This is a genomic window from Pseudoalteromonas rubra (genome assembly GCF_000238295.3).
Lineage (GTDB): Bacteria > Pseudomonadota > Gammaproteobacteria > Enterobacterales > Alteromonadaceae > Pseudoalteromonas > Pseudoalteromonas rubra.
This window is the reverse complement of the sequence record NZ_AHCD03000044.1, coordinates 971,020-992,757: the sequence shown is the minus strand read 5'-3', so window position 1 is coordinate 992,757 and position 21,738 is coordinate 971,020. Positions and strand designations below refer to the sequence as shown.

Here is a 21,738-nt window from a genome sequence, read left to right as displayed (position 1 = left end):
TTATTGTCATTTAGACTTTTCAGGCAATCACTTTTACAACTGTTACATTTGGGAAATGGGAATCATTATCGTAACCAAAAGACCACCAGTGCTGGGGTTATGTGCCGAGATACTGGCCCCCACACTCGCCAGATGGCGCTTTGCCAGCGCCAGACCCAGACCAAAACTGTCATTTTCTGCAAGACGGGCATTATCAACGCGAAAAAATGGTTCAAACACTTTCTCAAGAAACACCTCCGGGATCCCCGGCCCCTGATCCTGAATTTGAATGCAATACTGCTCAGACTGCTGTGTCAGCGTGATCTGCACATGCTGGCCCACCGGCGTGTAACGCAGCGCATTGCGAATCACGTTTTCTACGGCAGGACACAAAGCACGGTGGCAGCTGTTTTGTACAATAGCGTTAGCAGGAGGATCGAAAATAATACGCCTGTCGGGAAACTCGAACCTGGCATCCTCCACCAGCACATCGAGCAAGTCCACTAGGTCGACGTTTTCTCTTTTTAGCACTGGTTTTTCATTTTCCAACCAGGCCAGTGTCAATGAATCTTCAACGAGCTTTCGGATCTGAGCAGACTCGCGCGCGATCCGTGCAAGGTGTGTCTGAGCATCATCCACGTCAAAACTCTCGACCGCAATGTCGAGACGAGTAAGCGGCGTGCGTAACTCATGAGACAGATCGGCAATGAGCTGTCGCTGACTGGCGATCAACTCACCAATTTTGGCCGCCATCTGGTCAAAGGTGGCAGCCAGGTGGGCAAACTCATCGTTACGTTTTCCCAAATATCTGCCCAGTCTGACCTTAAAGTTACCCCGACTAAACGCCGATGTGGCACTGTCCAGCTTGCGCAACGGAGTTATAATGTGCTGATAAAGTAATACTGACAGCACAGCTAACACCCCCATCGGGATCAGGACCTGAAGCAAAAACTTGGTGGTTGCCCAGTAAGTACCAGGGCGCATCCTGCTGGGTAGTTTTATCAGCAAGCTGGCATTGCTGTGCTCAAAAGGTAATTCCATCACCGGATTTGCGGAAAAATAGAGATGAATTTTCCACTCTATACTGCGCCCAAAATGGTAAGTGCCGACAATGTCTTTGTCTATCGGTTCACCGGCAAGATGGATCGCCCTGAAACTGGCGACCGATGCCCAGGTCGACTCTTCCGCCATCAGTTGCGCTAACCAGGCATTCAGTGCCTGAGTATTATTAGCCATGTAGAGTTGTTCGGACTTGATGCGCCACTGCGTCAGCTCTGCACGGTCCGCTTTTGCGATCATGCTCATGCTTTCTTCTGTTTTTAATGTCAGTGCATGTAACAGATAGAAAAATGCCACTAAGCCAGTTGCCACAATAATGCATAACTTCCAGAGAAATGTGCGCTTCATTTAAAACAGTACCCTTGACCATGTACCGTTTGCAGCCGCTCGCCAAACCAGTTGGCATCATTGAGTTTTCTGCGTACCCGGCTCAAATGCATATCCAGGCTACGATCGTATGCGCCAAGCTTTTTGTTCAGTACCGACAGATAGAGATCAGCTTTAGGGACTATGGTATTTGGCTGTGACATGAGTGCCCACAGCAGTTTGAACTGGATCGGCGTAAAATCCAGCGGTTCGCCATGCAGCGTTATAGACTGCGTTTGCAGTGCTAGCCTGAGACCATCCACAGTAATTTCAGACTGAGTGATGGGTGCAGTATTACCATGGCTACGCTTTAACAGGCGCTCAATTCTCAGTAATAACTCCGTTGCATTAAACGGCTTTGCTACATAGTCATCCGCACCGTGACTGAGACCCACAATTCGTTCTTCTTCTGCACCTTTAGCGGAGACCATGATCACTGGCTGCTGGCTCGATGCGCGCAGTTTTTGGAGCAAAGTCACCCCATCAAGTTTAGGCAACATTTTATCCAGCAGGATCAAATGGTGCTGCTGAGTCCTCGCCACTTCAAGTCCCCGCTCCCCGTCAAAGCATTGATCTATGTGATAGCCCGCCTTACGCAATAAATCAGCCAGGTAGGCGCTTAACGTACTGTCGTCTTCGATTAAGAGTATTTTATGTACCACACAAATCCCCGAGAATAAAAATGATAATCAGTTGCAGGTGGCTATCATAAGGACTGAAACTATAAATGTAAATTGTACGCACATGAGGAATAGTGATGTTTGCGCAACTAGCAGATAAGCTTAGCTGTAATAGGATGTAATCGTGCTGAGGTTAAGACTGACCCATAATAACAAGGCACTTTACAACCCCGACAAGGAGTGAGCTCATGGCATTTCCTACCGCAGTAAACAGTCAGATCACAGATTCCGTCTCTCAGGCCAATACCAAGGTACTTGGAGACACCCCGGCCGTCGCAACGGGCAATTTTATGATGGCTACAAGTCAGGCCTTAGCCAATGCCGCGCACCAGGCTGCGCTCCCACAAAGGTTCTCCAGGACCCCAGTTGCTCGAGGTGTGAACATGTTGTATAGCATAGACACGGCTACGACAGCAGTAGGCACTAGTCGGATATTCAGATAATACTACTGTGTGGCGCAACGAAAGGTACCCATATTGGGCCCGAGTTATTGTACGCTAATTAGAATCAAGCCATTCACCCTGAAAAAATGACAGCTCGCTGTGCTTTTTGCTGCATCAGTCTTCATTTAAGGTAAACTATCTCTAAAATTTTTACCTAATATGTTGAGATGACTGGAATTTCTTTACAGCGTAATGAGCAGGTTATAGCACTGGCTATTATCGCAATGGTGAGTATATCCATTAGCTTTACCGACTGGATACAACGCGCAATCCCACTTTCTCTGCCCATTTTTTTTTCATCTATGGCGGCGGTACTATGTCTGTACTGGCTGCCTATGATGGTCAGTTATGTGCTGATACAGCGCGTCAAAGTCACACACTGGATCGTCCACTTTTCAACTCTTTACCTGGCAATGGCCACCGGTGCCCTGGCATTTGGCTGGCTCAGAGCACACTTGCTTGGCATAAGATCTTTTGAACTGAGCGAAGCACTGATTATCGCATTACCCTGGAGTAGCGGGATATTTCTGCTGGTAAAGTTTTATCTGACCCAAAAACACCTCAAGGATGAACAATCACTACGCCAGCAGGCTGAGCTGAAGTTACTCCACAGCCAGCTAAACCCGCACTTTTTGTTCAATAGCCTCAATACCATAGCCGCACTGACCTCATCTCGCCCGACACAAGCCGAGGCACTGGTTCACAACCTGTCTGCAATACTACGCTATTCACTCAGGCATGCTGTGTCTGGTAATACAGCGCCCCCTGCTGTCAGCCTGTCGGATGAACTCTTAGTGTTGCACAAATGGTGCGAAATCGAACAGTGCAGGTTTGGCGATAATTTACAGATTGAGTTCGACGTAGACGAAGCACTGCTTTGCGTCACTCTGCCAGCCATGGTTATCCAGCCACTGATTGAGAATGCCATCAAACACGCTAAGCGACGGCCTCTTTATATCGAGATACGTGCTCACAGTGAACAGGGACGGCCGGTGATTTCTGTCTCTGATAACGGGGTTGGCTTTGCTGAAGCTATTTTACATGGTGATGCCCAAAGTGGCCTCGGCTTAGCGATTACCCGCTCCAGGCTAAAGCTGGAGGCTAACGCGCAACTCGAACTCTCAAATTTGCCCAACGGGGGAGCCAGGGCCCAGTTTGCTCTAGGGAAGTACAGATGAATATCGCGATTATTGAAGATGAAATGCCAGCCTTACAAAAGCTCAAAACGCAACTTGGGCAACTGGGTCATTACAAACTGGTTTACCATAGCGAGGAACCCGCAGCCTTTTTATCTGCGTTCAGGCAACATCAGGTTGATCTGCTCTTTCTTGATATTAATCTGCCGGGGCTCAATGGCGTAGAACTCAGTAAACAACTCCGGAATGCCGGATTCAAAGGTCAGATTGTCTTTACCACAGCCTACAGTGAATTTGCCGTAGATGCCTTTACTCTTGGCGCAACAGACTATTTACTTAAGCCTTATACCAATGAACGACTTGCTCTGGCATTGTCTCGTGTCGCAGCGCATCGCACACCCGACCCTGAGCAACTGATGCTTACCAGCAAAGTTGGCGATAAAGTGACACGGATAGAAGCAGGTCGAATTGAGGTCATTAAGCTGGAGCATGGGCATGCCATCGCTTACACCTCCGAAAGCACCTATCCCATAGATTCATCCCTGGAAGAATTGATGGCAACCCTGCCCGATACCTTTATACGCGTCCATCGCAACGCCATTGTGAACCGTTTAAAGATCATTACATTAGAGCGTTGGGTCACCGGAGGTTATCTGCTCGGGTTTGCACACTCAGGGCTGCAGGTGATAAGCAGTCGCAGTGGTGCCAGGCTACTGAGGAAAAAACTGCAAATTTAACCTAAGGTCGGCCCCTGCAAAGCCGACCTGACAAACAATAACAATCAAAGGAAACTTATATGAAACACGCAATGCCGATTCTGTTGGCAGGGCTTCTTTGTGCCTGCTCTTCATCCTCAGACCCCGATGTTAAACGCCATTTTATTGATGATGGTAAGCCCCACCCGCTGGTCATTTTGCTCGGTGGCAGCGAGGGGGGTAACACACTGGCGAAGTCCCATTTTGCTCCCTTGCTTGAGCGCTTTCATGACCACGGCATGTCGGTTGCGGCCCTCGCCTATTATGGCACTTCGGGCACACCATCCAGACAAATCGCGTTGTCACTTGATGACATTGCAGAGCGAATTAGTGCTGTAGCAAATGACCCAAAAATCAACTCAAACTGCATTGCCGTGTATGGGTTTTCCAAAGGGGCTGAGCTGGCCCTGTTACTGGCAGCTCACTTTGAGCACATTAACCATGCTGTCGCAATAATGCCCAGTCATGTCAGCTGGAACGCAGTAAAAACCTTTAGCTCACAACCGGGCTGGCAGCTGAATAAAACACCGCTTGCTTACGTAGATGCGCCACTGCTCTCCTGGCAAATGCAAAAAGGCATGATAAGCGGCACATACACACCCGCATTTAACGCCGCTCTGGAGAAAGCCGACACCACTACCCTGGAAGCAGCCAGGATCCCAGTGGAAACAACCAACGGGCCAATTCTCCTGGTCTCAGCTGAACAAGATGAGATTTGGCCGTCTCACGCGATGGCAAACAAAATCACCGAGTCGCTCGAACAGGCTCAATTCTCTCATCCATATCAACACATAGCACTACCCGGTGGCCACTACAGTTTTAACCGTGAGACCCAAAACCAGGTCAATCAGTTTCTAACCAAAACGCTGGTTAACCAGTGTCAGTAGCCGGGCTTTGCAATTGGCCTTCGCACAGGTCCATATCTCATAACTAATTGACTTTTCAGGCCATTCCGCTGAAGGAGGTTGTCAGTCATTAGCACAACCTTCTTGTCCAAAACTCCCTTCCCATTTAAACAAGCATATAGATTCCCCCCAGCCTGTGGGGTTTACAGCTGTACAAATTAACGCTAGCTTTGTACCTGATAATGATAAAAAAGGGAAATGTGTGATGCGAAATCAGTTGCTTTTTATATGCGTAAGCTTGTGTTTGACGGCCTGTGGCGACAGTGGGGATAACAATGGCAATGAAAACACCCAACCTCCGGGTTCAAGCCCTGTGTCTCCGCCGGAAAATAACCGCCTGCCAGACTCTCCCCAGGCGCGTCCCGATGTCACATTTAATGACGCACTGATTGATGACGTAGAACACTTTGTGACGCTGGCCCATTCAGTGCAGTACTTTTATCCCTCTGAAGAAGTAAGCGCATCAGACTGGCCACTCTTTATTGCCGAGAGTATTGTCGAGTTAAGCCAGACAGAAGAAGCGGCTCGCGCAGACAAGGGCATAGAGTTGCTAAGACAAATCGCCCCCTATGTCACAACACAACAGGACCACTTGCCCATACTAGAGCAGCAAACACAAGTCATGGCCTGGCAACAAAATGCGCCTTTTTCTCAGCGTTTATATGAAAGAGATCTGCGCTCAGGTAACTACGGTTCACTTAGCAATCAGTCGTACTTGCCCAGCAACCGATATGCGACATTGGATTATGGCCAGCAAAGAGTTTATATCCCTTTGTACCTGCCTGCACAAACTCAGTTAACGGGCGATACGTTTTCCCGGGTGGGCCGCTGGCAACTAACAGAAAACTTTGAACAGCCGGAAATATGCATGGCGACCGTCTCTGGCATGTGGGCTATGATCCAGCACTTTTGGCCTTATTTTCACCAGATCGAACTCAACTGGGCGCAAAGCCTTAAGCCGCTCTTGAATGCCTGCACTGAATCGGACCTTACGCAAAGAAACACCCGCATTTATACCGAATTTACAAAGCTCAATGACAACCACCTCAATATTGCCTTACCAAACCCCGAGTTGTCCCCGTTTGGCTATTACATGCCCTTTTTCTTTGAAATAGTTGAAGGGAAAGCCATTGTTACGCGCACAGAGCAAAACAATCCGTCGGATATCGAGATTGGCGACGAGATAATCTCCATTGACGGTGAAGCGGTGCAGACTTATCTGCAAAATCGCGCTGCTCAATCATTTTCCAACCAGCTGCAAGGGGTTAACCGGGTTGCACGCATGCACTTTTACAAAACCTCTTCAACACCCGTTCGCTACGAGATAAAAAAGTCAGACGAGCGCGTGATCCAGCAAACCGTAACCCCGCTTAAGAGAGAGGGCGCTCTCAAATTCGGCGGCCTCAGATATGTGCCTCACAGCCCAGACGTGCTGGAACCTTTAGGTGACAACATTTATCGTATCAACGTTTATAATGTCGAGCAGCAAGACCTCAGCTTACTCAAGTCACAGCTGGCAGAGGCCAAAGCCGTCGTGCTGGATATGCGCCATTACCCAACCAGTTGGCCAGGGTGGCAGGGGGTACTCAGTTGGTTTATTGAAACGGATGCCGTTAACAACACGCTTGCCAACTACTGGCAAGGTGCACCCAATCAAAGTGACGTGCAGGTACAAAGCCTGCCACAGACGATCCGCCTCGCACAGGACGCACTGAATATTCCGGCAATTGCGCTGGCCTCCAGAGAAAGCCAAAGTCAGAGTGAGCATGCACTTGTGTTTGCCCGCGCTGGCGGAATAAAAGTCCTGGGTGAAGCCACATCAGGGATCAACGGAGAAGTCTTTGAAGCGGATTTCTTTAACTTCTCGGATGACTTGTCTCGGAATAGTATTTTTGTGTTTACCAGTATGCTCGCAAACCGACTCAATGGTGATCCCTTGATTAACGCGGGCGTCGAGATTGATATATGGGTACCCAGGACGATTGAAAGCGTCAGAAAACATCAAGATAACCAGCTGGAAGAAGCTGTGAACTACTTAAAATCGCAGCTTGAGTAAAACAACTTGTTCAACACGCTCAGTGCAGTCATCACTCCTTAAGATGAAAGCACTGAGCCTGATAGCTATCGGCTCACTTGAGCAGGCTTACTGCCCGAGAGCGTTTACAGCACCAGCGCTGGCAGATAGCTGAACCTGGTAGATACCCATCTGCTCTTTTTAAATCACAGTGCGTGTTGGATCTTATCTTTTTGTCTCTTTAGCCTGTCCAGCTGACGCGTATCATTCACTGACAGTTTTATGGCCTCGTTCACCGCTTCCAGTGCCCGCTGTGATGACTCCTTGGCCATAAACACCCGGCTCAGCATAGCGTAAGGCTCTGCCGTATGCGGATAATATTGGATCCACTTATTTACGATATATTCTGCCTCTTCGAGGTAGGCTTTGACGACCAGGTAATTAGTCAGCCCCCACATTTCATTAAACTCAGGCACAACTTCATAGCCAAGGCGGTCGGACAACCCCTGGTAATGCGCATCAAATTTAAGTTTGTCTCCCTTTATCCGCTCACCTGTGATCCACCAATTACGAAATACATAACGTACAGCATCATATAAACCAATATGCGCTATCGTCATATGATCCTCAGCCTCATAAAGACTGGCTTGCCAATTTAGCTGAGGACCAGCGTGCGCATCCAGGCTCTTTCTGAGACGAATAAAATTAGGTATTTGTTGCTCAAATGGCGTATCCGCTTCGGTCGCTATGATGAGTGTTTTATCCAGCTTTAGTCGCGCAGGGTGTTGCTCAATAAAAGGCAGTAAGTTTTTGCTCCCCCACCCCATTGCCGGTGATAACGCAATATAGACATCAAAAAGTTCGGGAGCTGTCAGCATACTGTACAAAGTAAATAAACCGCCCAGCGAATGACCGCTGAGCAGCGCGAAAGAGTTCGTTCGATAACGTCGCGCTACAAGCGGCTTAACTTCTGTACGAATAAAATTTAGCAGCGAGTGCTCAGCTGGGTTAACGATAACCTGACCGTCCACGTCATATGGGCTAAAATCCCGGCTTCGTGAAGGCGTCTCTATCCCAACAACAATCATCTCAGAGATGCCCCCTTGCAGATAATGGACCATGCTTGCGGTATGCATCATCTGTGCTCGTGCATCAGTCAGATACAATACCGGATAACGCCGATCTTGGTTTGCCCTGTCAAAGTAGCCTGTTGGCAAAGAGATGTGCACCTTACGCTTTTCTTCGAATACGGTAGAGGTGATCTGTATCTCAACTTCTCTTTCATTACTCCAGCCTGTGCCAGATACTAGTAACAATATCACCAGCCAAACTTGCTTCATTTCTGTTTACTCCGTTGTGTTTATTATTAAAAAGCGCTTAAATACTCTCCCCATGAGTATCCAAAGACGTTCAGTAGTGAGCACGCTAATGAATACAAACGTGCCCAATGGGTTGCATATTCGGGTTAGGTACTCCCAATGACTGCGCCAAGTAAAACAACACGAAGCAAGCTGCTAGGCCATGCAGTTGCCCTAATTTTTACCTTAGGAATTTCTTAGGCTATATAATTCAATAAGTTAGACATGGAAAAATTAACGCAGGCTTTTCAAGTAAATGACATAGTAATCGATCCTCAACGTAATCAGGTACAGCACCCGGATGGCATTTGCACACTAGAACCAAAAGCAATGACTCTGCTATGTATCCTCGCACAGCAACCCAATACCGTAATTACACAAGAAGCTCTTTACGAAGCTATCTGGCCTGGTCGCGTTTTTTCACCCAGTTCATTGCAACGACTGATCGCACTATTAAGAAAAGCGCTTAAAGATAGTGCGAAATCACCCGAGTATATTTTTACTCATGCCAAGCAGGGCTACAGCTTAGAAGCAACTATTTCACGTTCAAAATCACGCCCGGAAAAAACCGTTAAGCTGGTCATGCTAGTACTCGCAGCAATTGTTTTAGCTATTGTTTTTATTGCTTATAATTACTTTAGGCCGAGTACAGCACTCACATCTACAGCGCCATTTACTTTCACCTCACTGACTGAATTTAATGGCCAGTTTGCACCTGATGGGAAGGCGATTGCATTTTTACGTCACAGTGCTGATAAGCAAACTAAATTAGTGGTGCGACAAGAAGGAAAATCGGATCTCAGTCTGCGTGTTGATAACGCACAGATCCGCGACTTTACATGGTTGACTAACGAGCAGATATTAGTTGCACTGAAAGACCCCGCAGGGGTTAAGCTACATCGATACAAACTGACAAGTTCGGGGATTCAAGCCCGGCAAAGTCTTCCGGCACCCAAACACCTGAGGGACATTGAGCACCTGCTCAGAGGGCCGGGCTCCTCTGTTTATTTTGTTTCATCTCAATCAAGTCAGGCTCAGAACCAAGCCAGCCTTCGGCACAGTGCCATCATGCAGCTGGACTTAATCAGTTTTGAGCATAAAACCTTGATAAACCTGCCCGATACACAAGATATCATTGACCTGGCCGCAACACCTGATGGCCTTTATGTTTCGCTGTTTGAAAATAAAAAGAGCAACAAGCTACTTAGAATTGAGCCCGATTCACGAACAGTCACCATAATCAACGCCGAACTCGGCGGACGCTATAAGCTTGCCTGGTCTAATTACATTGACCGCCTTATCGTGCTGGACAGTTTAAAACCAGGCGTTTTCACACTAAACACACATAATCAGCTGGTGCCGTTTCAACATGATCTTACGGCAGGTGTCACAAGTGCAGACCTATTTCAAAACAAGCTCCTCACCAGTCAGGCTCATCAAACCATTAATGTATTCAGCAGCCAAGACTCTGGCACAGCGTTGATTGACAGTAAGTATGAAGACTATCTTGCCTCTGTTTCGCCAAATGGCCGAAGTATGACATTTGTTTCCAATCGCAACGGTTACCCGCAACTTTATCTGTCAGAGCACGGTAAACAACCCGAGGTTATTTTTACTAATCCCGGGCGGGAAGACTTTATTTCACGTGCTATCTGGCACCATACTGCACAACACCTGATCTTTGCAGCGGATCAAAAAGTGTATCGCTTTGACGTCGCGACCCGCCAGCTGATTGAGTTACCAATAACTCAGCCAATAGCACGCGTCGAGTACTGGCAAACATCTGAATTATCAGGGAAAGACGTGCTTTACCTGGCCCACGCAGGACAGACAAATATAGTGAAGTATCACATCGGATCCGAAATGGCAGAGTTATTATCAGGCTCCGAACACCTTATTTATGCAAGCGAGACACACAGAGTTGACTGGCAGGATAATACGCTTAGTACTTCCGGTGGGCTGAGCTGGCAACCCAACAACGGTAAGATACGCAACGCCTTCAGTGTTGGTGAGCGTATCCTGGTGCAGACAGGAACACAGGATGCCCAGCGCCTGCTTGAGTTCGACCGCAATCTAACCCTATTGTCTGAGCGACCGTTACCCGAGTCTGCTCAGTTTGTTACCAGTGCTTTTTACACCGAGCAAAACGCCCTTACCTATTATTATTCCCACTGGCAAAATTCGGACAGCGACCTGATGCTTTCACAAATAGCACATTGAAACGCGATTCACATATGAACAAACTAACACCAGTTTTGTACCTCGTTTGACAAAAACAAAGTGATGACTCAATGCGAACTCAGCTATGATTTATCTGTTTAGCCACATGTCAGCAGATAAAGGGTAACCATCAGCCAGTACCTCAAAAGTCAGAGGCGATATACTTTAGCTAACCCTGATGGCTAAAATCTCTGACTTTTATTGTCACAAATAAGTTTTACAAGCACAAAGCCGTGCTAACATTATTACACTACAGTTAACTCAAAGGACTAAGCTGCTATGGAAAAGGCAAACAAGAGGCGCCATTCGAGTTCGATGATGGCTCAAAAATCACAAAGCGCGCATCAACCATTCGATCAACAAGGCTCCGGATGACTTACGTGCCTGATAGCTCAACAGATTCAGACGGAAATACGATTCCCGATGCTGGCAGATCTATCGCAGGCACCTATGAGTTTTCTTCGCAACATAAACTCGAGCGCTTCATAGAGAAAGCGGCTGAGTATGGTATCCGCGTAACAGTGGTTCGTGTTGGCGGAACTACTGGACGAGTTATTATTACCCCACTTCCAAGGACTTAAATTATGTTAGAAATGCTGAGAAATGGAGATCTTCCGTTGGCCCCTACAGTACTTGCGCTACAGTTTTTCCTGTGTTTAGGCGTAAACTTACTGATTGCTTATAAATATCAATACAGCAAAGCCGTTGCAGTGCTCGTTGCTTTAATCCCTTTTATCAATATCTATGCAACCTTCGTGTATATTGGTCTGGCGATATTTCATTCAAGAAAAGTCAAAGGCACGGGTAACCCGGGTTAATATCACACTATATTAAGTAAGCTGAGGCGACTAAAACGCTTCAGCTTTTCATTTCTCCGCCTGGTGCTTTTGCCGTGTCAAATCCACCCCAGAGATTTTGCTATCAAACGAATACCCAGCATGGCGGTAAAGAGCAGCACAGAAAAGCCCAGAATATTCGAAACCGTAGTATTTGCGTATTTCCCCAGCATCCGTTTGTTGTTCATAACATACAACAAAAAACCGGCGATGATAGGCAATAACAAGCCGTTGGCAAACTGAGCCAACAGAATGATCTCTATGGGTTTAATATTGGCCATAGATAACACCGCACCAATCACTATCACAGTAACGCTGATCAAGCGAAAGGCCCGGGTGTCTACTTCGGTGTTCAATTGCAGCAACTCGGTGACCACGTAACTGGTTGCCAGTGGTGCCGTGATAACACTGCTCAATCCCGCTGCAAACAAGCCAATGCCCAACAGGTACTTAGACAAACTACCAAACAGAGGCTCAAACACTTTGGCCATATCAACCGCATTGTTAACACTCAATCCGAGGGTAAAGATACTCGCCGCTGCCGTAGAGGTCACCAGAATGGCTATCAGCCCGCCCAGACCAATGGAAATGGCGGTATCTGCACGCGCTTGTGGAATATCCTCCGGATTTGTCCAATGCGCTTTGGCGGCTGATGCATGCAAAAACAAGTTGTAAGGCACCACAGTTGTACCTATCAGCGCAATGACTGTCAGCAAAGACCCCTCGGGCAATTGAGGGGTTACCATGCCCTTTAGCAACGCCGTTAAATCTGGGTCAACCAGGAAAAAGGTAACAACAAAAGCCAGCGCCATAATTGCCACCAGCGTGATCAAGATGCGCTCTATCTGTTTGTAAGTGCCGAGAATTAAAATCACGGCACCAACCGCCGTCAATGCAATAATAGAGCCACGAAAGACCCACTTGCCCGGCGTCGTTATAGCCTCAATACCCAGCGCAGCACCCACTAAATTGCCCGCCTCATACGCTGCATTTCCGACACAAATGGCCACAATGATTAAGATAAACAATGGCCATTTCCAAATCGAGTCGGCCAGCGATTGATGGATCACGGCCCCCAGCCCCTGCTGTGTTACTATCCCTGCACGGGCTGACATCTCCTGCAAAATGATGGTCGCCAGGGTTGCAAAAACCAACGCCCATAACAAAGCATAACCAAACTGAGCGCCGGCTAACGTACACGCGGTAATAGTGCCTGGACCTATAAAGGCAGCGGTCACAATCACGCCAGGCCCCAGGTTTTTAAGTTTCTTTAGCATGATTTCACTTTCCTAACAGGTACATTGACATCCGCTAAGTTCCTGCATTTCAGATCTTAAAGCGATTGACGATTGCGGCCAGCTCGCCCGCCTTTTCACTCAGGTTAGTACTGACAGCTAAATTCTCAGTACCAATCGACACCGACTCTTTACTGTGCTGTGAAATAGAGTCAGTGCGCTCTGATACTTCCTTGTCGACGATGTTTTGTTCCTTGGTTGCATCAGCGATATGCTCATTGACGCTGAGGATTTCATTGATAAATTGCACTATCTGTTTGAGCGACTCGGATGCAGAAGCTGCTTTATCAACGGTGGTCGCACTGTAGCTTTTACTCGACTCCATTGCGCGTACCGCGTCTTTTGAGCCGTCAGTGAGTGTGTTGATCACACCCAGGATCTGAGATGCACTTTTTTGCGTCCGGGTAGCCAGCTCTCTGACTTCGTCGGCCACCACAGCAAACCCTCTACCCTGTTCCCCTGCGCGTGCCGCCTCTATGGCTGCATTCAGCGCTAACAGGTTGGTTTGTTCAGCTATTTCCTGAATGATGGATAATGACCCGGAGATCCCCTGAACATCCCCTTCCAACTTTGAGATCACGCTACTGGCCTCATCCAGTTTTTCGGCCAGTGTATTCACTGAGTTCATGGCTTCGTCGACAGAATGCCGGGTATCATTGGCGCTGCTGTCGGCATTTTTAGCCGAGTTCGCGGCCTCATTGGCATTGCGGGAGATTTCCTCCGCAGACGCCGTCAGCTGAGTCATCGCCGTGGCTATCAGCTCGGTTTCCGTTTGCTGGCGCAGTAATATTGAATTGATGTCGCCCGACGCAGTGGAGATTTGGCGCGTTTCATCTACAACTTCATTGGTAAGCTTAGCCACCTTCTTGATGAGTTCATGGAGCTGCCCCAGGAAGATATTAAAATCCCGACTCAGACTATCAAATTCAGGCACGGTAAAATCCGGGATCCGCACGGTTAAATCGGCATCTCTGGCGGCATAAATGTGAATGGTGTCTTCAAATTTAGACAAAGGAACAGTGATGCTTTTACTGATCATCAACCCTAATCCGGCAACCCCGACAGACACCACTAAAGTAAACACCAGTATATTCGCGATACTCTCATAGAGCCGTACTTCGTTTTCGTCTCGCATTGACTTAACCAGCGCATCTACATCGTCCGTGTAAAAGCCGGTGCCCACAATCAGATCCCATTTAGCGATATAAATGCTGTAGGCCAGCTTAGGTAGTGGCTCGGTCTGACCCAGCTTTGGAAAATAGTAAACCGAATAACCATCTCCCGTTTGCGCCGATGTAATGATGTCTCGAACCAGGTAATTACCTCGTTTATCCTGTAAGTCAATGAAGTTTTTACCAATACCCTGATCGCTGTCGCCCTGCATTACGCGCGTCCCGTCGGGCTTAAAGCCAAATAGATAACCGGTCCCGCTGAACTTAATATTCTTAAGCAGTGCAATGGCTTCTGACTCAGCGTGGTCTCCCTGCATGAGTGGCGTCAGGACTGTTTTGGCAATTTCCAGATAGGCTTTTAGCTCAACGCGTTTCATTCGCATCATCTCTTTTCGGCTCAGGTCGACCTGCACTTCATTGAGCTTTTTGGCTTCCAGATACGTGATTAAGGTCACAACCGATGAAATGATGATCACGGGGATCAGTGACAATAAGATCAATCTGGATTTTATTTTGAGTTTCATGTAACTGAGCCTCTTTGTTGCGCTGGTTTAAGAGCGCTCTTCAACTGCTTTACCTGTTTGTGGTGACGTATCGTATATGGACTGTTCCTTGTTGTAGTGCTTCAGGTACTCTTGCAATATTTTGTCGTATGTACCGTCCTTTTTTATTTCTCGCAATGTCTGTTCTACTTCCAGCCTGGTTTTGTCCAGTGTGCGGGTTTTAGAAAACGCAATATAGCTGGGTATCTCATATCGGTAGCTCGGCACTTCTGCAACCAAGTCTTCAATCCCCAGTTGTTTGATGATTTCAAGTGCCCCCAGCCTGTTTATCACGACCACTTCAACGCGATCCGCAAGGAGCAACTCAAAACTCTTTCTGCCCGTGTCCGTTGTAACCACGTTCTCAAACACCCCCCTCTTTAGCGCAGTGTCAATTTCTGAGCCGTAGCTCACTTTGTGCATCACCGCTATCCGATAAGGAGCCAGTGAGTTAAGCCGGCCATCGAAATGAATGTTGTTTTTTCTCAACGTAAACAAGGCAATTGATTGCTCTATCAGGAGTTCGTCCGCATAATCCAAAAAGGTTAGTCTCTGTGGGGTTTTATAAATGGTGAAAATGCCATCATAGCGCCCAATCTCGACTTCTCTAATCGCTCTGCCCCAGGGCAGGATCTCAATTGTGTAGGGCTGCTCCATGCGCCTGAAAACCTCGCGCACTAATTCCACGGCTATGCCACTGGGGCCATTCTTTCCCTGGAATTCATAAGGTGGATATTCCAGTGTGACCAGCTTGATCACCCGCTCTTCTGGCACACTGGCACCCAGCAAACAGAGCATTATCAGAACATGAAACAGCCTGCGAACAATCATAGAGGCACGACTCTCTGCCAGGCTATATGCCACATAACCTGACAAGCAAACCTGACATTCAGTACGCGTTGCAGCCCCCGCACACAGTTAGTCATAGATCAAAAGCTCAGCTGGATTTTTATATAGGCCCGGCGCCCACGCGGATCGCCCGTTCTGGGGTCATAACTGCCGGCAATGGCCACATATGGCGGATCTTCATCGGTCGCATTGACTATGCCTGCAATGAGCCGGGTTTCTGAGTCCTCTCTGACCACTTCACCAAGATTGACACTGTATTGCAGATCAATGGTGTTGAAAGAGCTGATAGATTCACCACTTACATCATTTTCATAGCTGGCAACATGACGAAGATAGATATTTGCACTGTGCTCTCCGTCCGACCAGTTCATACCTATGCTGCCACGTAACCGCGGCGCCGGATTGCCGACCGTATTACGGTTGAGTTTACCCAGTCCATCACTGGTGTTGCCGGATGCATCCATTAAATCGTAGCTCAACAGATAAGAGGCCTTGAGTTGTGGCCTGAAATCACCCAGATCCGTGCGGTAAATGGTCGTTGCGCTGATATCCAGCCCGGAGGTATCAATCGCTTCTGCATTAATAAACTTGGTATTCACGATTGAGATAGTGCCCGCTGACGTACGGATCACCCGAGTCGGATCATTCGGGTTGGCATTCACCACGGCCTGATGGCTCTCACGAGTAAGGACATCTTCAAAAGAAAAATCCCAGTAATCTAAATCAACAGAAAGCTCGTCCAAAGAGAAGGATAAACCCAGATTTACGGCTTGTGAGGTTTCCGGCACCAGATCCGGGTCGCCCACAGTTCGGTTACCACCAAAAGTTGTGGAGCCATCCTCCGGATCTGTGATGTTGGCAAAGTTGGTCTGTACCCCCTGTAACTGGTGAACAGAAGGCGCTCTGAATGACGTACTGTAGGTTCCCCGGAAAGAAAACAAGTCATTAGCAAGCCAGAGGAAAGACACTTTTGGATTGGTCGTATCGCCGCCAAACTCACCGTAGTCCTCATACCGCACCGCTGCACCAATTTCCAAGTCCAGGGTCAGGGGCACCAGTACCTCAGCAAACAGAGCTTTCACATCACGCTCACCGTAAAAATTCTGATTACCAATCAAAAAGGCAAAGCTGTCTTGCTGGGTAAAGGAATCATAGACATTATTGATGGACTCATCCCGGTACTGAAGGCCGAGCGCATACCCAACATCTCCCCCACCGACTTCAAACAACGACTCTCCGGTTATCACGGCTTCGTAAACGCGCATTTCAGACTCGGCATCGCCCAGGTAGTCACCGATAATGAAGTCTCTCAGCAGCTCATTATCAGGGTCTTGAGGGTCAAAGGGGTTGAAGTAATAACACTCCCCTTGTCCAGCCTCAGCGGCGGTGGTGCCACTGCACTTTATTCCACCGAAGCCATGCAATGCAGCTTGAAAATTATCGGTAATGACATCTCTGGGGTTCAGTATGGCGTCATTCGCTGCTGCAACAAACGAGAACTGCCAATATACCCCTTCAGTTAACTCGCCATCACCGCCAAATGCAAACCGAGACGTCGTGTGATCGTAGTAGTTAATTTCGGTTGGTTTGCCTACGCCATAGGGGCGGCCGCGAAAGAAGATATCTTCGCCATAGGGGTTATCCGGATGACTGGCAAGCACACTGGGCGCATTCAACACCGGAAAGCTCGGTGAAACCTCGCGGGTAATTTTGTTTCTGGCATAACCAAATTCAGCCCACAAGCGTGTCGTATCGCTCCAGTCCCAGGTAGCCCGGGCGTAAGCCTGTAGTCGGTCTTCATTTGGGACCGCTGTGATTTGCGGACCGAAATCAAACAGACAGAACGAGTTGCCATTGCTCCCTTCGGAAAAGATCCCTCCATTGGCGACACAATTTGGATCCGCAACCGTTAAACCATTGGGGTTATTTTCATCTGCCATCGACGGAATAACAAAGCTGCCCGGATTACCAAAGCTACTGGTTGCCGGCTGCAGCCAATCGACCTCATCAAGTAACAAGCTTGAGCGCTCAAGAAAACTGACCGCAAATAACATATGCCCGGTATCACCGACATATCCGCCATGGGCAAAATCAATTTTAGTGTCATCCTGATCGCCATCGCTCCAGCGGGTTCGATATTCGTACTGCAGCTCAGTGCCTTCAAGATCATCCCGGGTAATAAAGTTGACTACACCCGCGACCGCATCCGAACCGTAAATGGCAGAAGCCCCATCTTTTAATATTTCGACCCGTTTAATCGCCAGCGTCGGGACCAAAGAGGCGGTATCAACAAAACTGGCGCCCTGGTCGGTCACCACCGCTGACGTAACTTGCCGGATCCCATTGAGTAGTACCAAAGTTGAAGAGACCCCCAAGCCCCGAAGGTTGACGTTTGAGGTCCCCACCGTGAAGTTTTGCGACAAGTTATCTGAGTTGTTCTGAGACCCGGCATTAAAAGGCAAAACTTCAATCAGGTCTCTGATGTTGTTCGCGCCGATATCGGTCAGGTCACTCAGTTCCGTGCTCGATATCGGAGAAGCGCTGTCAGATTGTATAGAACGCTTGATCCGCGTTCCTGTTACTGCAATCGTTTCAATGGCACTTTGGTCTTTAACTGGTGTGTTGGTCTGCGTTTCAGCGACAGCCAACACTGGACAGAGTAGCATAGGCAGAGTCCGCAATAGCACGGATTGGACTCTGAGCGAGGAGTTGCACATGATTTCACCTTATTGTCTCTGACGGTAAACTTCTCAGTGCTATGTGTCCCTGGAGTACAACTCCAACAGCATTTAATATTGCTGTTTTAATAATAGTCGCAGATTTCAAAGCCATGGCAAAACTGGCTACTTTTTTTGCCTGTTATAGCCAAAGCTTAACAGCTTGCCCAAACAAGCAGCCCGGACAAGCTCACAACCTGTGTTTATTTATTCACACGCAACGTATAACTGCCAGCGCCAGAGTAAGAATAAACAATAAATCGATAATAACCCGATGAGGCAGTGTAGTTGATGGACTCAGTAGACGTTGGTGTCTCGGATATGGCCACCTGTTGCCATCTGCCACTCAGCCACTTTTCTATTTTCAGATCGAAGTCAGCATTTGCCGGTCCGCTCAGGGTCAGCGCAATGGCACCGCCGCCATACTGAAACCAGCTGCCATTTGGCTCAATCACACTTTGCTTATCGCTCAGAGTCCCGGTATAGGTGTCCGGATCTGGCTGAGCCTCAGATTCAATGGTAAAAGAGATGGTTTGTGCCGGATCGGAAATGTTGGTAATTCTGAGCCCCGAATCGCTGCCATTCCACCACAGTGCATTGGTACCGCGAGACGTTTGAGAGTTAGGTAAAGCATGGGTAAACTCTCCGGCCACATCGAACAGATCGCTCCCATCGCCGCGATTGCGCTTGTATTCCGGGTCCCGATTACCATCGCCATGTTCCATCTGAATATACGGATACCACTCATTGGAATTGCTGCCACGACTGTCGACGTGCCAGACAGCTAAGCCCTGATCGAGTTGCTCAGAATTCTGACCTGACTTATGAATGGCTTCGATATAAAAGGCTTCATTGTTGTTTGACGGGTTGGTCCATTTGTACGAAGTACCGCTGTGCGAGGTATGACTTAATCGACCTGATGGTGCATTCGCGTTAATGGCCGGGTTTAGCTCTGTGACTGTGTCCCAGCCAGCAATGGCCCGGAAATGTGCCACTGGTGGCGTCGGCTTGTAACGATTCGTTGTCCCGATCGCGCCGTAGCCCATCACACCAAAACTGGCGACAGAGCCCTCGGAGCTGCCATCGTAGTCATAAAGATCAGGCCAGTTAGTGATCAGATGCCCAGACTCGTGGACAAACGTACCAATTGCCAGACTGGCGCGCATATCTGTGATCTGGTAGCGATCGGAGCATACCCCATCAGCGCAAAAACGTGGGCTAAGTCTCGCCATATGAGGCCATAATCCTTTAGACCAGGCACTGTCTGAGTTACCGGCATAAAAGATATTGAGACCACGGATCTGTTTACTACTGTTTGTCGTTAACTGAGAGAAGTCAAACCCCTGCTGATACTCCAGCCATTGTAATGCCTCATTGATGAGTTCCTGAGAACGCACCGTTGAGCTGAGGCTGGAATCGGCATAATATGCTTTGTTCTTTTTCGCCGTGTAATACTGAGTGACTGTATTCGTATAATCCAGTTTATTGCCGGATACTGAGCGAAAGTAGCCCCGGACCGACTGCGCATTACCAAACTCGTTATAATTGAGATCATTCAAAAAGCGCTCGACCTGAGCTTTTGAAATCGTTCCCCGCTCATCCGGAAAATCGATGATAATCGTCAACCCTTTTACCTGACCACTGATCTCCTCAACACTTTGAGTCTCAAACATCGAAGTGTGAAACGCCTCTTGGCTTCCGAGCATCCGTGCGCGCATTTTCTCTACCTGCGCTGCTCTGGCTGCATCCGTCAGGCCTGTCTGAGACTCACTGACTGTTTTTGCCGATATGTTACTCTGATTGCCAACCAGTATTCCGGTAGATACCAGCTCAGTGCCGTCATTACTGACCTTTGCATAAGCCATCCCTTTCAACGTTTCATCGTAGACCACCAAACGGCCGTCTGCGGTCCTTTGCTCTGCATAATAATCATTACCTTGCAGAAACAAGCTAATCACCTGACCGTCAGGCTGAGTGAATTCGTAAGGTGTATTGTTATAGGGTATTGCAGCCTGGACAAGTGCAGCAACGCTCAGTGCACCGATGGCACACAATGATTGTAGTGTTTTCATAATTAAGTTCCTTTACATGTGAGTATTCCTTTTTCATAACAGCAGAGATATGAAAATAGGAACTTAATTATTAACCGTAAATTTACAACTGATCAAATTTAAATTTTCGTTACTATCTCATCAGCAGTCTCACCAGGTGGCACACTCAGAACCAATACTTCTGGTAAGATCATCATAAGACTTGGGGTTTTTTTACATGCTAAGTAACACAGTTCTCTCTTTAACCCCAGCTCTGTGTTGCTGAACTGACACCGCGATTGCACCACCGCTTTATCACAATGCGTCCGCCTTCGGGCTTATTGAACTGCACTGGTTGGTGCTTTGCTTTTGCCTTTCGCCAGGCTTCACTAATGGGCGTATTGTTAAGCAGCTGAACGTATAGATCGACCGACGGAGTCAACTCTGAGCCGATCAGGGTGGGCATGGAAGCAATCAGCTTTTCTTGCGTAGTCGCTTGCAACTGCCGCTTTTCAACCACTGTATCAAATACAGCCAATTGCCATTGATAAAAGTCACTGAATACCGCCTGGCCACTGGCATTTACCTGAACAGCAACCGATGCCTTAAAACGCAAAAAACCGCCCCAGTCTCGTAAATGGATTTGGGTATTCAGCAAATTCAGGCCCGTACCGGCCGCATGGCCAAATTGCTCAGTCTCGGAATGGAATAGAAAGGCCCGAATATACATCAGCTGGGCATTTCGATAGCTGTTACCATCAAAGTAGAGGTTACCCAGGTTGTTTTTAATGTTGGCAATTATCTCCCTGTCATCCGATAACATCATAGCTTCTTTGAGTATGCCGGTTGCCTTTTTATGTTGTCCTGTAAAGCGATAAACCACCGCCAGGTTGTTGGCTATGCGTGCATATTGTTTCTCGTCGGCAACATAATTCAGCGCGCATTTGTTTAACTGCTCAGCATACTCGTAATCATGCATGCGACGATGATAAATGGCGACTGAGCCAATGACATGAATATGCTCTCCCTGTAAGTATGCCTGCCACGAGTCCCGGCTCAGCTGCGCGACAATATCAGACACCGCATCATAGTCGTGCGCCCGAACGCCCGATTCAAGCCCGGCGAGGTAAACCTGTAGCAGACCTTTGCTGGGTTCAGTCGGCAATTTTTCCTGTGCCTGATGAAACAGTGCAACCGCCTGAGCCGGGTTTTTATCGTTCAGCTCTTTCAACTGGTTAAGCGTTTTAAACAGCTCCGCTGGACTTAAGGCGACAGCGGCGGAAAACAACAAGCTTGTGAGCATAAGTCAGTGACACCTCATTACAATCTGGTTAAGCATGGTACAGATACAATTAATATACCAGAGAACAATTTCTCGGCAG

16 protein-coding genes are annotated in these 21,738 nt (G+C 48.0%); 7 read left to right on the top strand and 9 right to left on the bottom strand.

Features of this window, described 5'->3' with window-relative positions; genetic code table 11:
- Window positions 1-42: 42 nt before the first annotated feature.
- On the bottom strand, window positions 43-1,386 hold the full coding sequence (locus tag PRUB_RS24905) for a HAMP domain-containing sensor histidine kinase (protein ID WP_010380759.1): 1,344 nt from the start codon (window positions 1,384-1,386) through the stop codon (window positions 43-45).
- On the bottom strand, window positions 1,383-2,066 hold the full coding sequence (locus PRUB_RS24900; protein WP_010380757.1) for a response regulator transcription factor: 684 nt from the start codon (window positions 2,064-2,066) through the stop codon (window positions 1,383-1,385). The genes PRUB_RS24905 and PRUB_RS24900 overlap by 4 nt, the downstream gene beginning before the upstream one ends.
- 206 nt (window positions 2,067-2,272) lie before the next feature.
- Here PRUB_RS24900 and PRUB_RS24895 point away from each other — a divergent pair, with 206 nt between their 5' ends.
- The 5 genes from PRUB_RS24895 to PRUB_RS24875 all read left to right on the top strand — a co-directional run bounded on the left by PRUB_RS24895 (window position 2,273) and on the right by PRUB_RS24875 (window position 7,379).
- On the top strand, window positions 2,273-2,527 hold the full coding sequence (locus tag PRUB_RS24895; protein WP_010380754.1) for a RebB family R body protein: 255 nt from the start codon (window positions 2,273-2,275) through the stop codon (window positions 2,525-2,527).
- A gap of 167 nt (window positions 2,528-2,694) precedes the next feature.
- A complete protein-coding gene (locus PRUB_RS24890; protein ID WP_010380751.1) occupies window positions 2,695-3,705 on the top strand; it encodes a sensor histidine kinase in 1,011 nt (336 codons plus the stop codon).
- Entirely contained in the window at window positions 3,702-4,400 is a 699-nt protein-coding gene (locus PRUB_RS24885; RefSeq protein ID WP_010380747.1) for a LytR/AlgR family response regulator transcription factor, read from the top strand. Before PRUB_RS24890 ends, PRUB_RS24885 begins: the two co-directional genes overlap by 4 nt.
- A 59-nt stretch (window positions 4,401-4,459) precedes the next feature.
- Window positions 4,460-5,305, top strand: coding sequence for an acyl-CoA thioester hydrolase/BAAT C-terminal domain-containing protein (locus tag PRUB_RS24880; protein WP_010380745.1), 846 nt, complete (start codon window positions 4,460-4,462; stop codon window positions 5,303-5,305).
- 223 nt (window positions 5,306-5,528) lie between these two features.
- On the top strand, window positions 5,529-7,379 hold the full coding sequence (locus PRUB_RS24875; protein ID WP_010380743.1) for a S41 family peptidase: 1,851 nt from the start codon (window positions 5,529-5,531) through the stop codon (window positions 7,377-7,379).
- A gap of 164 nt (window positions 7,380-7,543) precedes the next feature.
- Here the strand turns inward: PRUB_RS24875 and PRUB_RS24870 are convergent, their stop codons facing one another.
- Window positions 7,544-8,677, bottom strand: coding sequence for an alpha/beta hydrolase (locus PRUB_RS24870; protein WP_010380740.1), 1,134 nt, complete (start codon window positions 8,675-8,677; stop codon window positions 7,544-7,546).
- Window positions 8,678-8,920: 243 nt separating this feature from the next.
- Between PRUB_RS24870 and PRUB_RS24865 the strand changes: the two genes are divergently transcribed.
- On the top strand, window positions 8,921-10,915 hold the full coding sequence (locus PRUB_RS24865) for a winged helix-turn-helix domain-containing protein (protein ID WP_010380739.1): 1,995 nt from the start codon (window positions 8,921-8,923) through the stop codon (window positions 10,913-10,915).
- 584 nt (window positions 10,916-11,499) lie between these two features.
- Complete coding sequence (locus PRUB_RS24860) at window positions 11,500-11,733, top strand: hypothetical protein (RefSeq protein ID WP_010380736.1); 234 nt, start codon at window positions 11,500-11,502, stop codon at window positions 11,731-11,733.
- Between the two features lie 77 nt (window positions 11,734-11,810).
- Here the strand turns inward: PRUB_RS24860 and PRUB_RS24855 are convergent, their stop codons facing one another.
- The 6 genes from PRUB_RS24855 to PRUB_RS24830 all read right to left on the bottom strand — a co-directional run bounded on the left by PRUB_RS24855 (window position 11,811) and on the right by PRUB_RS24830 (window position 21,659).
- The gene (locus PRUB_RS24855; RefSeq protein WP_010380733.1) at window positions 11,811-13,028 is read right to left on the bottom strand and encodes an Nramp family divalent metal transporter; all 1,218 of its coding nucleotides are present in this window, start codon (window positions 13,026-13,028) and stop codon (window positions 11,811-11,813) included.
- Between the two features lie 49 nt (window positions 13,029-13,077).
- Window positions 13,078-14,742, bottom strand: coding sequence for a methyl-accepting chemotaxis protein (locus PRUB_RS24850; protein ID WP_010380732.1), 1,665 nt, complete (start codon window positions 14,740-14,742; stop codon window positions 13,078-13,080).
- 27 nt (window positions 14,743-14,769) lie between these two features.
- On the bottom strand, window positions 14,770-15,591 hold the full coding sequence (locus PRUB_RS24845) for a substrate-binding periplasmic protein (protein WP_010380731.1): 822 nt from the start codon (window positions 15,589-15,591) through the stop codon (window positions 14,770-14,772).
- Between the two features lie 98 nt (window positions 15,592-15,689).
- Window positions 15,690-18,275: a TonB-dependent receptor domain-containing protein gene (locus PRUB_RS24840; protein WP_010380729.1), complete on the bottom strand. Its 2,586-nt coding sequence runs from the start codon at window positions 18,273-18,275 to the stop codon at window positions 15,690-15,692.
- 254 nt (window positions 18,276-18,529) lie between these two features.
- On the bottom strand, window positions 18,530-20,398 hold the full coding sequence (locus PRUB_RS24835; RefSeq protein WP_010380728.1) for a M6 family metalloprotease domain-containing protein: 1,869 nt from the start codon (window positions 20,396-20,398) through the stop codon (window positions 18,530-18,532).
- 220 nt (window positions 20,399-20,618) lie between these two features.
- The gene (locus PRUB_RS24830; protein ID WP_010380727.1) at window positions 20,619-21,659 is read right to left on the bottom strand and encodes a tetratricopeptide repeat protein; all 1,041 of its coding nucleotides are present in this window, start codon (window positions 21,657-21,659) and stop codon (window positions 20,619-20,621) included.
- Window positions 21,660-21,738 lie beyond the last annotated feature (79 nt).